Raw genomic sequence first — 13132 nt, 5'->3', positions numbered from 1 at the left:
CGCCGAGTAACAGACCCAGTTGCCCGACAAACACCTGCTGGCCGCCAAACTGCACGAGTTCTATGCGCTGAACATGGCGCAGTCCGATGCAAATACAGATGTCTAGGGTGTAGGGCAACCCGGGCGTGCAGTAAAGTCACCGGCTGTTTTGCATTCGATGAAAGCCCCGCCATGCGCCCCTTCGGCACCCCCCTGTCTCCCTCGGCCACCAAAGTCATGCTGCTCGGCTCCGGCGAGCTGGGCAAGGAGGTGCTGATTGCGCTGCAGCGCCTGGGCGTGGAAACCATCGCGGTAGACCGCTACGCCAACGCGCCCGGCCAGCAGGTGGCCCACCATGCGCGCACCATCACCATGAGCGACCCAGCGCAGCTCAAAGCGCTGATCGAGGCCGAGCGCCCGCACCTGGTGGTGCCCGAGATCGAGGCCATCGCCACCCCCATGCTGGAAGAGCTGGAAGCCGCCGGTACGGTGCGCGTCATCCCCACCGCCCGCGCCGCCCGCCTGACCATGGACCGCGAAGGCATCCGCCGCCTGGCCGCCGAGACGCTGGGTCTGCCCACCAGCCCCTACGTGTTTTGCGACTCGCTGGCCGAGCTGCAGGCCGCCATTGACGCCACCACCGGCTACCCCTGCGTGGTCAAGCCGGTGATGAGCAGCTCGGGCAAGGGCCAGAGCAAGATCAGCGGCCCGGCGGACGTGCAAGCCGCCTGGGACGTGGCCATGGCCGGGGGCCGGGTGAGCCACGGGCGGGTCATCGTCGAGGGCTTTATCGACTTCGACTACGAGATCACCCTGCTCACCGTGCGCGCCTTGGGCGCTACGGGCGCGGTGGAAACCCACTTTTGCGAGCCCATCGGCCACATCCAGGTCAGCGGCGACTACGTGGAAAGCTGGCAGCCGCACCCCATGCCCAGCCTGGCGCTGCAACGCTCGCAGGCCATCGCCAAGGCAGTGACCGACAACCTGGGTGGCCAGGGGTTATTCGGCGTGGAGCTGTTTGTGAAGGGCGACGCGGTGTGGTTCAGCGAGGTCAGCCCGCGCCCGCACGACACCGGCATGGTCACGCTGTGCACCCAATGGCAAAACGAGTTCGAGCTGCACGCCCGCGCCATCCTGGGCCTGCCGGTCAACACGGCCCTCAAGTCGCCCGGTGCCAGCGCGGTGATCTACGGCGGTGTGGATGCGCAGGGCATCGTGTTCGACGGCGTGGCCGAGGCGCTGCGCGTACCCAACACCGATATCCGCCTGTTCGGCAAGCCCGAGAGCTTTGTGAAGCGCCGCATGGGCGTGGCCCTGGCCTTTGATGCCGATGTGGAAGTCGCCCGCACGCACGCCAAGCAAGCGGCAGCGCGGGTCAAGCCCCGCAGCGCTTGATGCCGTTCAACCAGTTGATTGCCTGGGCCGACGACTCGGCGCTGCGGATTTTGCTGTCTGCGGGTACGGCGATTGTGCTGGCGCTGGTGTTGCATGCCATCGGGGCGGCGCTGGTGCGCAAGGTCACGCGCAGCCTGCCACTGGCTTCGCGCATCGCCGATGCCTGCCATGCGCCCACGCGTTTTGTGCTGCCGCTGATTGCGCTGCAGGCGGTGTGGCAGATTGCGCCGCGCAACTTCCCGCTGATTGCCGAAGTGCGCCACGCCAACGTGCTGTTGCTGCTGGCCTGCCTGACCTGGCTGGGCCTGCGCGTGGTGCGCGGCACCGTCCAGGGGCTGGTCGCCCAGTACCCGCTGGAGGCCGAAGACAACCTGAACGCCCGCCGCGTGCACACCCAGGCCAAGGTGCTGGCCAATATCCTGGCCATCGGCATTCTGGTGACCGGGCTGGGGGCGATGCTGATGACCTTTCCCGAGGCCCGGCAGTTCGGGGCCAGCCTGCTGGCATCGGCCGGGGTGGTGGGCATCATCGTAGGCATGGCGGCGCGGCCCGTGCTGGGCAACCTGGTGGCGGGCCTGCAGATCGCCCTGAGCCAGCCACTGCGCATCGACGACGTGCTGATCGTGCAAGGCGAGTGGGGCCGGGTCGAAGAAATCACCGGCACCTACGTGGTGCTGAAAATCTGGGACCAGCGCCGCCTGGTCATCCCGCTGCAATGGTTCATCGAGAACCCGTTCCAGAACTGGTCGCGGCGCAACCCCGAGCTGATCGGCACCGTGTTTTTGTGGGTGGACTACACCACGCCCGTCCCCGCGCTGCGCACCGCGCTGGAGCGCATCTGCGACGCCTCGCTCGCCTGGGACCGCCGCTACTGCAAACTGGACGTGACCGACACCGCCGCCCACGGCATCCAGCTGCGGGTAGAGGTAACCGCCGCCAACGCCGACCTGCTGTGGCGCGTGCGCTGCGATGTGCGCGAGGGCATGGTGGACTTCCTGCAGCGCGAATACCCGCAAAACCTGCCCCGCATGCGCGCCGAGCTGCATCCTTCGCCCCAGATGGCGGAAGCGAAAAACTACTAAATTTATAGCACCTCACGCTGATGGAATAAGCACAAGAGGCCGAAATGTCCTAAAAATAGGGGATGACACCGCAAGGGCCCCCACGGTAAGCTCGGGGGAAGAATCTCTCTTGGAAGAACTGCCCCGATGATCCGTTTTGCGACCGCCAACCTGGCCCGTTTGGCATTGACCACCAGCCTGCTGTTCACACCCGCCTGGGCGGCCACCCCCGCCACCCCGTTCACGGCAGATGCCCAGGTCCAGGGCACGCCCCTGGTGCTCAACGGCGCAGGCACCCGCTACCGGGCGGTGTTCAAGGTCTACGACATGGCCTTGTACACCCCGCGCAAGGTTGGCACGCCGGACGAACTGCTGGCTTTGCCCGGCCCCAAGCTGCTGCGCTTCACCGCCTTGCGCGACATCCCCGGCACCGACCTGGGCCTGGCTTTCATCAAAGGCCTGTCGGCCAACGCCCCCAAAGAGCTGGCACTGAAGCACACCGTGTCGTCCAACCGCCTGATCGAAATCTTCTCGGGCCGCAGCAAGCTCAGCCCTGGCGACAGCTTCGCCATGCAGTTCATCCCCGGCCAGGGCACGCTGTTTTTCATCGGCGACCAGCCCCAGGGCAACCCGGTAGGTGATGCCGAGTTTTTTGCCATGGTGCTCAACATCTGGGTGGGCGGCAGCCCGGCAGATTACGGGTTGAAGGCGGCTTTGCTGGGGCAAGTGCCAGCCGCAAAGTAGCCAGGTTACCCCCGCACCAGCGCCAGGCCCAGCGCCGTCAGCGCCGCCACCTCCTGGTCGGTGGTGCCGGGCTCCACCACCAGGCCGGTGGCATCGGTGCAGGGGGCAATCACGTAGGGCGAGGCGGCGTGCAGCTTTTCTGCTGAGGCCAGCACCCAGGTTTCGGCCGACTGGGCCATCAGCGCACGCTTCACATGCGCTTCTTCCATGTCGCCGGTGCTCAGGCCCACGCGGGCGCTGATGCCGGTCACGCCCATGAAGTACAGGTCGGCGCGCACGCGGCCAATGGCTTCTACCGCCGCCGCGCCCACGGCCACCACCGAGTGCTTGAACAAGCGCCCGCCCACCAGTTGCACCTCGATGCGCGGGTGCTCCACCAGGGCCAGGGCGATGGTCGGGCTGTGCGTGACCACGGTGGCCTGCAAGGTGGGCGACAGGCGCAGGGCCAGCTGCTGGCAGGTGGTGCCGCCGTCGATGAACACCACCTGGCCGGGCTGCACCATGGCCGCAGCGGCGGCGGCAATCGCCTGCTTACCCGGCATCTGCAACTGGCTGCGCGCGGCAAAGTTGGCTACCGCAGGCGATGCAGGCAGGGCCCCGCCGTGCACCCGCTGCAGCAGCCCCTGGGCAGCCAGGGCGCGCAGGTCGCGGCGGATGGTGTCTTCCGACAAGCCCAGTGCCACGCTGAGGTCGGCGGCCACGATGCGGCCCTCGCGGCGCAGGGTGTCGAGCAGCAGGTGTTTGCGTTGTTGGGTCAGCATATTTGCACGATTATCATTGAAATTGCACGAAACTGCATGATTGCGCTAAACTTTCGGCACCACCACCGGAGCCCCCATGTACGCGCTAGACAGCATCCGCATCCTTGAACAAAAAGTTTTGTCGCACGACTGGTATTTGCTGAAGAAAAACACCTTCGAGCTGCGCCGCCGCGACGGCAGTTGGCAGCGCCAGAGCCGCGAAACCTACGACCGGGGCAACGGTGCCACCATCCTGCTGTACAACGCCGCCCAGGGCACGGTGGTGCTGACACGGCAGTTCCGCTTTCCCACCTATGTGAACGGCAACGCCAGCGGGCAGCTCATCGAAGCCTGCGCCGGCCTGCTGGACCAGGACGATGCAGCCACCTGCATCCGCCGCGAGGTGGAAGAAGAAACCGGCTTTCGCATCGACGGCGTGCGCAAGATTTTTGAGGCCTACATGAGCCCCGGCTCAGTGACGGAGAAGGTGTTTTTCTTCGTCGGGGCCTACACCGCCGCCGACAAGGTGTCGGACGGCGGTGGCGAGCACCACGAGGGAGAAGACATCGAGGTGCTGGAACTGCCTTTTGCGGTGGCGCTGGAGATGGTGGCCGACGGGCGCATTTGCGATGGCAAGACGATCATGCTGCTGCAGTACGCGCAACTGCAGGGACTGCTGCAAGTCGGCTAAATCACCGTCAACCCGGCCCCGCCACCCGACTGCACCAGCTGCCCCCGGCCCGCCTTTTTGGCCTCGTACAGCGCGGCATCGGCGCGGGCAATGAGGCCGGACAGGGTGGAGTCGCCATCCTTGAGCACACCCACCCCGGCGCTGTAGTCCAGGGGAAAGCCCAGCTCTTTCTCCGCCGTTTGCTGCAGCACGGTGCGCAGGCGCAGGTCGAAGCCGATGCTGGCCGAGCGGTGGGTGTTGGCCAGCACAATGCAGAACTCCTCGCCGCCCAAACGGCCCACCAGGTCGCCGGTGCGGCGGCTCTCGCGCAGCAGGCGGGCAAACAGCTTGAGGGCGGAATCGCCCATCTCGTGGCCATAGGTGTCGTTGACGCGCTTGAAGTGGTCGATGTCCAGCATCATCAAGGTCAGCGGCTGCTGGTAGCGCATGGCGTTGGCAAACATGGCCTCGGCACGCTCCGTCCAGCCGCGGCGGTTCAGCAGGCCGGTCAGGCCGTCGGTCATGGCCAGGCTGTGCAGGCGGGCCTTGGCCTCGTCGCGCCAGGCGGCCAATAGTGCCACCATGGCCGCGACAAAGACCATGTTCAGCACCAGCGCCAGGGCCAGATCCACCAGGTGCAGCACATCCGCACGCCACACGCCCAGCAGGCCGCGCACCAGCAGCACCAGCGCCAGGACCAGCAAGCACGTGCACAGCACCCAGCGCCAGGCGCGGCCCACGTGCCGCAGCGGGAACATGGTGGCCCCCGCCACCAGCACCAGCATGGCCGCCAGGCACAGGTGGGCCCAGCCCCACTGGAAGGCCGGGCTGCCCGCACCCAGCGAATGGCCCAGCACATAGCCCAGCGGCGTGGCCACCAGCAGGCTGCGCAGGCCGCGCTCGCTCCAGCGGTAGTCCAACCCGTAAAACACGCCTGGGCGGCGCGGCTTGCGCGACTTTTTGCGCTGGGTGGGCGGGCGCGTGCGGTGGCCCAGCCAACTGCCCAGCGCCCGGTGCCACAGCCACAGCCCCAGGCTGAAAAGCAGCAGGGCCAGCGGTGCCAATGCCACCGTCCAGGCGCTGCCTGCCGTAATGGCGGCCATGCCACCCAACAGAAAGGCCGCCAGCGCGATTTGCACACAGCGCGTGGGCGCACTGGCACCGGTGCCCATGATGGCCAGCAAAGCCAGCGATACCACGCCGACGTTGGCGGTGGCAATGACCAACAGGGTCTGTGGGTCGAGCTGCATCGGGGCGGTTACTGGAACGCCACTTCCGCAAAACTGCGCAGTTTGCGGCTGTGCAACTGGTTCATGCCCTGGGCGCGCAGCAGCTCGATCGCGCGGATGCCGATGCGCAGGTGCTGGTCTACCCGCTCACGGTAAAAGTGGTTGGCCATGCCGGGCAGCTTGATCTCGCCGTGCAGCGGCTTGTCGCTGACGCACAGCAGCGTGCCGTAGGGCACCCGGAAGCGGAAGCCATTGGCGGCGATGGTGGCGCTTTCCATGTCCAGCGCCACCGCGCGGCTCTGGCTGAAGCGGCGCTGCGGCTGGTTGTTGGGCAGCAGCTCCCAGTTGCGGTTGTCGGTACTGGCCACGGTGCCGGTGCGCATGATGCTCTTCAACGCCACGCCCTGCACCTGGGTGACATCGGCTACCGCCTGCTCCAGCGCCATTTGCACCTCGGCCAGCGCGGGGATGGGCACCCACAGCGGCAGCTCTTCGTCCAGAACATGGTCTTCGCGCACATAGCCGTGGGCCAGCACGTAGTCGCCCAGTTGCTGGGTGTTGCGCAAGCCCGCGCAGTGGCCCACCATGATCCAGGCATGCGGGCGCAGCACGGCTATGTGGTCGGTGATGTTCTTGGCGTTGGCCGGGCCCACGCCGATGTTGACCATGGTGATGCCTGCGCTGTCGGCGCGCACCAGGTGGTAGGCGGGCATTTGCGGCAGGCGCGGCGGTGCAGCCCCCAGGGCATCGCGCTCCTCGGCGGGCAGGCCCACGCGGCGGGTGATCACATTGCCGGGCTCCACAAAGGCGCAGTACTCGCTGGCGGGGTCGGCCATGGCGGCGTGCCCCATGCGCACGAACTCGTCGATGTAGAACTGGTAATTGGTGAACAGCACGAAGTTCTGAAAATGGTCGGGCCCGGTGCCGGTGTAGTGGCGCAGGCGGTGCAGCGAATAGTCCACCCGGGGCGCGGTAAACAGCGCCAGCGGCTGCGGGTCGCCAGGGCGCGGTTCGTAGGTGCCGTTGGCAATGCCGTCGTCCATCGCGCCCAGGTCGGGCAGGTCGAACACGTCGCGCATCAGCATGCGGCGGCTGGCATCCATGTGGCCTTCGACGTGGTCGTGCTCGGCAAACGAGAAATGCACGGGAATCGGCAGCGCGCTGGTGCCGATTTCCAGCTCGACCTGGTGGTTTTGCAGCAGCAGGCGGAACTGCTCCAGCAGGTAGCCGTTGAACAAATCGGGCCGCGTGAGCGTGGTTTCGAACCGGCCAGGGCCGGCCACAAAACCGTAGCTCAGGTGCGCACCCTCCAGGTCGGCGGCGCGGGCCACGGTCTCGGTGTGCAGGCGCACAAACGGGTAACAGGCCCGCACATGGCCGGGCAGGGTTTCACCGGCTACAAAGCGCTGCATAGCCGCCCGCAGATGCGCAATCTGCTGGTCGTAAATCAGGTGCACCTGGGCCAGTGCGGCAACCGGGTCGGTAAAACGGGTGGGGGCAATGAAGTCAGGTAGATAGGGCATATGCCTATTGTGCAGTGCTGGGTTCGCGCATGGTCACGAATTCTTCCGCTGCTGTGGGGTGGATGCCAATGGTGCTGTCAAACACCGCCTTGGTGGCCCCGGCCTTCATGGCCACGGCAAAGCCCTGTACGACTTCGCCCGCATCCGCGCCCACCATGTGCAGGCCGACCACGCGGTCGGTGGCATCGTCCACCACCAGCTTCATCAGCGTGCGCTCGGTGCTGCCGCTCAGCGTATGGCGCAGGGCCTTGAATTCGCTGCGGTAAATGCTCACCTGGCCAAACTGCTTGCGCGCCGCCGCTTCCGACAGACCCACGGTGCCGATGTTGGGGTGGGTGAATACGGCGGTGGGGATGAGTTCGTAGTCCATCTGCCGCGCGGTCTTGCCGGTTTTGGGGCCGAGCAAATGGTCAACCAGCACCATGGCCTCGCCCAGTGCCACCGGGGTGAGCTGGATGCGGGCGGTCACGTCGCCCAGCGCGTAGATGCTGGGCACCGAGGTCTGGTAGTGGGCATTGACCTCAATGGCACCGTCTTTGCCCTGCGCCACGCCCGCCGCCTCCAGGCCCAGGCCTTGCACGTTGGGCACGCGGCCAATGGCGTACAGCACCTGGTCTACCGTGAGCGTGTCGCCACCCACCAGCCGCACCTCCAGCCCGGCGGGGGTGTGCAGGATGCTGGCCACGTCGGTCTCCAGCCGCAGATCGACCCCGGCCTTGCGCACCTCCTGGGCCAGAAAGTTACGCACATCATCGTCGAAGCCGCGCAGCACCTGGGTGCCCCGGTACACCTGGGTGACCTGGGAGCCCAGGCCGTTGAAGATGCTGGCAAATTCGCAGGCGATGTAGCCGCCGCCCACCACCAGCAGGCGCTGGGGGAAGGGCTCCAGGTCGAACATCGCGTCCGACACCACTGCGTGCGCACCGCCGGGAATGCCGGGCACCGTGGGCGTGCCGCCGGTGGCCAGCAAGATGTTTTCGGCGGTGTAGGTTTGCTCGCCCACCCGCACCGTGTGCGCGTCCACCAGCGTGGCCCAGCCGGGGATGAGCTGTACGCCCGCACCCACCAGCAGTTGGCGGTAGATGCCATTGAGCCGGGTGATCTCGGTGGCGCGGTTAGTCTTAAGCTTGGCCCAGTCGAAGGTGGGGTGCTCCACCTGCCAGCCAAAGCCTGCTGCTTCTTCAAACGCCTCGGCGTAGCCCGCGGCAAAGCTGTAGAGCTTTTTGGGGATGCAGCCCACATTTACGCAGGTGCCGCCCAGGGCCCCGACCTCGGCCAGCGCCACCCGGGCACCGCGCTGGGCGGCCATGCGGGCGGCGCGCACCCCGCCGCTGCCGCCACCTACCACCACAAGATCAAACTGGAACGAGGACATAGAGGTTTCCTTTACGGTATTCGGGGATCTTATGTGCTATTAAATATATAGCCCTGGGTACACACGGTAACTGCGCTATCCCCCTTTTTGGGGACGCAGACGCAAAGACCCCACCAGAAACCGCAATAATGGATGGAATCCAATCCAACCCCGAAAGTTTTTAGTGAAATTCGCCCTGACCACTGCCGCGTTCTGTCTGCTTGCCACTACGGCCACCTGGGCCCAAACCAACGACGCGGCCACGGCTGCCAAAGAACCCGGTGCCACGGTCACCTCCAGCGGACTGGTGTACCGCTCCCTGAAAGACGGCACCGGCGCCAGCCCGTCCGCCTCCGACAAGGTCAAAGTGCATTACCGGGGCACCTTCCTCGACGGCAAGGAGTTCGACAGCTCGTACAAACGCAACGAACCCATCGAGTTCCCGCTGAGCGGCGTGATCAAGTGCTGGACCGAAGGCGTGCAGAAAATGAAGATCGGCGGCAAAGCCAAGCTCACCTGCCCACCGGCCATTGCCTATGGCGAACGCGGCGCAGGCGGGGTGATTCCGGCCAATGCCACCTTGCAGTTCGAAGTTGAGCTGCTGGGCATCAACGGTAAATAAGCCGGACCACGTTTTTCTGGATTCCCCATGGCACCCACCCGACCCAGCGCCTCCAACTTTGGAGCGTCCAATTTCAATACTTCCCAACCGGGGGCGCTGTCCAACTTTGGCAGCAAGGGCACCAGCGCGGCGCACGACCACATCGCCTTCATTGGCGGCGGCAACATGGCCAGCGCCATCATTGGCGGCCTGGTCAAAAAAGGTGTGCCCGCCAACCACATCGTGGTGATCGAGCCCTGGGCCGACGCGCGTGCCAAGCTGCTGGCCGACTTTGCGATTACCGCCCATGAGATGCCCGGCCCGGCACTGGACCAGGCGCGTACCGTGGTGTGGGCCGTCAAACCGCAGATGTTCAAGGACGCGGCCCTGCAAACCCGCTTCTACACCAAGAACGCCCTGCACCTGAGCGTGGCCGCAGGCATCCGCAGCGACAGCATCGCCCACTGGCTGGGGACAGAGCGCATCGTGCGCGCCATGCCCAACACCCCGGCGCTGATCGGCAAGGGCATGACCGCCTTGTACGCCCGCCCCGCCGTGTCCGACCCCGACCGCAAGCTGATCGACAAAGTGCTGTCGGCCACCGGCGAAACCCTGTGGGTGGGCGAAGAAGTGCAGCTGGATGCCGTCACGGCCTTGTCCGGCTCCGGCCCGGCCTATGTGTTTTTGTTCATCGAAGCCATGACCCAGGCCGGTGCCGACATGGGCCTGAGCCGCGACCAGGCGCACAAGCTGGCCGTGGGCACGTTTGTGGGGGCATCCGCCCTGGCCCGCCAGTCGAAAGAGCCGCCCGAAATATTGCGCCAGCGCGTCACCTCCAAAGGCGGCACCACGCATGCGGCCATCACCTCGATGGAGCAGGACGGCATCAAGAACATCATCATGCGCGCCGTGCACGCGGCCAAGCACCGCGCCCGTGAGCTGGGCGACGAGTTCGGCGACTGAATGCAAAAACCCCCGGGCATCGACGCTGCGGGGGGTTTATATCTTTTAGGCCTCTAGCGCTTATGGAATGGGCGGTAGAAGCTACTGAATGCATAGCACCCAGTAGCGGCTGGTTTACGCGGTGGCCAGCTGCCCGTGCGGGTCAATCACAAACTTCTTGGGCACACCGGCATCAAATTCGGCGTAGCCGCTGGGGGCCTGGTCCAGGGTGATGACCTGCACGCCCACGATGTCGGCGATGTGGATGCGGTCCCACAAAATCGCCTGCATCAGCGCACGGTTGTACTTCATCACCGGGGTCTGGCCGGTGTGGAAGCTGTGCGACTTGGCCCAGCCCAGGCCGAAGCGCAGGCTCAGGGCACCGCTCTTGGCGGCTTTGTCCACACCACCTGGATCGTCCGTCACGTACAGGCCGGGGATGCCGATCTTGCCTGCGGCGCGGGTGATTTCCATCAGCGAGTTCAGCACCGTGGCGGGCGCTTCGCCTTGCGAACCGGCGTGTCCGTGGCCACGGGCTTCAAAGCCCACGGCATCCACCGCGCTGTCCACCTCGGGTGTGCCCAGGATGGCGGCGATCTGGTCGGCCAGCGTCGCGTCCTGCGACAAATCGACCGTTTCAAAGCCCACCTTGCGCGCATGCACCAGCCGCGCCGGGTTCACGTCGCCCACGATCACCACCGCCGCGCCCAGCAGGCGGGCCGAAGCAGCGGCCGCCAGACCCACAGGACCGGCACCGGCCACGTACACCGTGCTGCCCGGGCCCACACCAGCCGTGACCGCACCGTGGTAGCCGGTAGGCAGGATGTCGGACAGGCAGGTCAGGTCGCGGATTTTTTCCATCGCGCGGTCGCGGTCGGGGAACTTCAGCAGATTGAAGTCGGCATACGGCACCATCACAAACTCGGCCTGGCCGCCGATCCAACCGCCCATGTCCACATAGCCGTAGGCACCGCCTGCGCGCGAGGGGTTGACGTTCAGGCACACGCCGGTGTGCTGCTCTTTGCAGGTGCGGCAGCGGCCACAGGCCACGTTGAACGGCACAGAGACGATGTCACCCTTTTTGAGGGTTTCCACATCGCGGCCCAGCTCCACAATTTCACCCGTGATTTCATGGCCCAGCACCAGGCCGGATTGGGCGGTGGTGCGGCCCCGCACCATGTGCTGGTCGGAGCCGCAGATGTTGGTGGTCAGCACGCGCAGAATCACGCCGTGCTCCGCCGCCTGGCCCAGCGGGTTGACTAATTTGGGAAAGGGGATGGATTGCACCTCCACCTGGCCTTGGCCTACGTACACGACACCTCGGTTGCTTGACATGGGTTTTGTCTCCTTGTTGGGCATGGGAATTGGGGGGACTTGCGCAGCCCCTCAGAAGCGGCTTGCAAGCCAGCATCTTGGAACAGTATCGACGCGGCACTGGCCAAATTGCGACACGCTTCGGTATTTGCAGGTCGGCCAAGGGTAAGCACGGGGGTCTGCGGGTTTACTATATTTTCAATAGCTACTCACGCCCATTGAATAAGCGCTGGAGGCTGTTTTGGCTTAAAAATGCTGCGGGGGCCTGCAGCTTTACAAGGGCTTTGCCTGCATGCCGCAAAGCCCGCACGCAGGCTATGTAAAGTAGGTCAAGGCGCTTTACTTGCCTCACTCCTTACATGCCCAAGCACAAACTTCTGCGTTACACCCTGCTGGTTCTGGCCCTGGTGGCCCTTGGCGTGGCCGCCAAGCTGGTTTTCTTCCCCCAGGCCAAGCCCCCCGCCTATGTGACCGCCACGGCCGAACTGGCCGACCTGGAGCAGGCGGTGCTGGCCACCGGCACGGTGCAGGCTTTCAAGCAGGTCAGCGTGGGGGCGCAGGCCTCGGGGCAGATCAAGTCGCTGAAGGTGGCCCTGGGCGACACGGTCAAGAAAGGCCAGTTGGTGGCCGAGATCGATTCGCTCACCCAGCAAAACAGCCTGCGCAATGCCGAGGCCGCGCTGGCCAATGTGCAGGCCCAGTTGCTGGCCAAGCAGGCCAGCCTGCAACAGGCCGAGCTGGCCTTTGCGCGCGAAAAAACCCTGCTGGCCGCCGATGCCAGCGCCCGCGCCACGCTGGAGGCCGCCGATGCCACGCTGAAAACCGCCCGCGCCGACGTGGCCGTGGTGCAGGCGCAAATCGCCCAGGCCAAGCTGACCGTCAACACCGCGCAATTGAACCTGGGCTACACCCAGATCCTCGCCCCCATCGACGGGGTGGTGGTAGCCATCGTGGCGCAAGAAGGCCAGACGGTGAACGCCAACCAGACCACGCCCACCATCATCAAGCTGGCGCGGCTGGACACGGTCACCGTCAAGGCGCAAATCTCCGAGGCCGATGTGGTGCGCGTCAAGCCGGGGCAAAAGGTGTACTTCACCATCCTGGGTGCGCCCAACCAGCGCTACACCACCACCCTGCGCACGGTAGAGCCCGCGCCCGACTCCATCCTGACCGACACCACGGCCAGCACCTCCACCAGTGCCAGCGCCATCTACTACAACGGCCTGCTGGACGTGCCCAACCCCGAGGGGCAGCTGCGCATCTCGATGACGGCGCAGGTCAGCATCGTGCAAAAAGAAGCCCAGCAGGTGCTGACCATCCCCTCGGCGGCTTTGGGCGAGCGCAGCCGTAAGAAGGATGCCAAGGGCAGTGAAGCCACCGTGCGGGTGGTCAACGCCGCGGGCCAGGCCGAGCCGCGCCAGGTCACCACCGGGCTGAACAACAACATCAACGTGCAGATTCTGGAAGGCCTGGCCGTGGGCGACCGGGTGGTGGTGAGCGAAGCGCCTGCGGCAGGGGCTGCGGGTAGCAGCAGCACAGGCAGCGCCCGCTCCGCCATGCGTCCGCCCCCGGGGATGTGA

The 13132-nt window shown here is 65.7% G+C and carries 12 protein-coding genes; 7 read left to right on the top strand and 5 right to left on the bottom strand.

The genetic code is table 11. The features are described 5' to 3' along the window. Nucleotides 1–171: 171 nt before the first annotated feature. The 3 genes from purT to AC097O_RS15665 all read left to right on the top strand — a co-directional run bounded on the left by purT (nt 172) and on the right by AC097O_RS15665 (nt 3179). On the top strand, nt 172–1374 hold the full coding sequence (gene purT, locus AC097O_RS15675) for a formate-dependent phosphoribosylglycinamide formyltransferase (protein WP_479593846.1): 1203 nt from the start codon (nt 172–174) through the stop codon (nt 1372–1374). Then, a complete protein-coding gene (locus tag AC097O_RS15670; RefSeq protein ID WP_479593844.1) occupies nt 1374–2456 on the top strand; it encodes a mechanosensitive ion channel family protein in 1083 nt (360 codons plus the stop codon). The genes purT and AC097O_RS15670 overlap by 1 nt, the downstream gene beginning before the upstream one ends. Nucleotides 2457–2582: 126 nt before the next feature. Then, a complete protein-coding gene (locus AC097O_RS15665) occupies nt 2583–3179 on the top strand; it encodes a chalcone isomerase family protein (protein WP_479593841.1) in 597 nt (198 codons plus the stop codon). A gap of 5 nt (nt 3180–3184) precedes the next feature. Here AC097O_RS15665 and AC097O_RS15660 read toward each other — a convergent pair whose 3' ends face one another. Continuing rightward, nucleotides 3185–3940: a DeoR/GlpR family DNA-binding transcription regulator gene (locus AC097O_RS15660; protein WP_479593837.1), complete on the bottom strand. Its 756-nt coding sequence runs from the start codon at nt 3938–3940 to the stop codon at nt 3185–3187. A 76-nt stretch (nt 3941–4016) separates the two neighbouring features. Between AC097O_RS15660 and nudK the strand changes: the two genes are divergently transcribed. After that, nucleotides 4017–4610: a GDP-mannose pyrophosphatase NudK gene (nudK, locus tag AC097O_RS15655; protein WP_479593833.1), complete on the top strand. Its 594-nt coding sequence runs from the start codon at nt 4017–4019 to the stop codon at nt 4608–4610. Here the strand turns inward: nudK and AC097O_RS15650 are convergent. Genes AC097O_RS15650 through gorA form a run of 3 tightly spaced genes read right to left on the bottom strand, consistent with a single transcriptional unit; the run spans nt 4607 to nt 8716 of the window. Then, nucleotides 4607–5839 (bottom strand): GGDEF domain-containing protein, encoded by a 1233-nt coding sequence (locus AC097O_RS15650; RefSeq protein WP_479593830.1) that lies wholly within the window; start codon nt 5837–5839, stop codon nt 4607–4609. The two genes, nudK and AC097O_RS15650, sit on opposite strands and share 4 nt — an antisense overlap. A gap of 8 nt (nt 5840–5847) precedes the next feature. Next, nucleotides 5848–7341, bottom strand: a complete 1494-nt coding sequence (locus AC097O_RS15645; protein ID WP_479593827.1) for an AMP nucleosidase — start codon at nt 7339–7341, stop codon at nt 5848–5850. 4 nt (nt 7342–7345) lie between these two features. Further along, the gene (gene gorA, locus AC097O_RS15640; RefSeq protein ID WP_479593824.1) at nt 7346–8716 is read right to left on the bottom strand and encodes a glutathione-disulfide reductase; all 1371 of its coding nucleotides are present in this window, start codon (nt 8714–8716) and stop codon (nt 7346–7348) included. A gap of 163 nt (nt 8717–8879) precedes the next feature. Between gorA and AC097O_RS15635 the strand changes: the two genes are divergently transcribed. Continuing rightward, nucleotides 8880–9317 (top strand): FKBP-type peptidyl-prolyl cis-trans isomerase, encoded by a 438-nt coding sequence (locus tag AC097O_RS15635; RefSeq protein WP_479593822.1) that lies wholly within the window; start codon nt 8880–8882, stop codon nt 9315–9317. A 27-nt stretch (nt 9318–9344) separates the two neighbouring features. Continuing rightward, nucleotides 9345–10259: a pyrroline-5-carboxylate reductase gene (gene proC / locus AC097O_RS15630; protein ID WP_479593818.1), complete on the top strand. Its 915-nt coding sequence runs from the start codon at nt 9345–9347 to the stop codon at nt 10257–10259. 114 nt (nt 10260–10373) lie between these two features. On the opposite strand, the gene fdhA is transcribed toward proC, so the two are convergent. Next, nucleotides 10374–11573 (bottom strand): formaldehyde dehydrogenase, glutathione-independent, encoded by a 1200-nt coding sequence (gene fdhA, locus AC097O_RS15625; RefSeq protein WP_479593815.1) that lies wholly within the window; start codon nt 11571–11573, stop codon nt 10374–10376. A 338-nt stretch (nt 11574–11911) separates the two neighbouring features. Between fdhA and AC097O_RS15620 the strand changes: the two genes are divergently transcribed. Beyond that, entirely contained in the window at nt 11912–13132 is a 1221-nt protein-coding gene (locus AC097O_RS15620; RefSeq protein ID WP_479593812.1) for an efflux RND transporter periplasmic adaptor subunit, read from the top strand.

The organism is Rhodoferax sp. LS1P39 (genome assembly GCF_056521425.1).
This window is presented reverse-complemented; position numbering and strand designations above follow the sequence as displayed.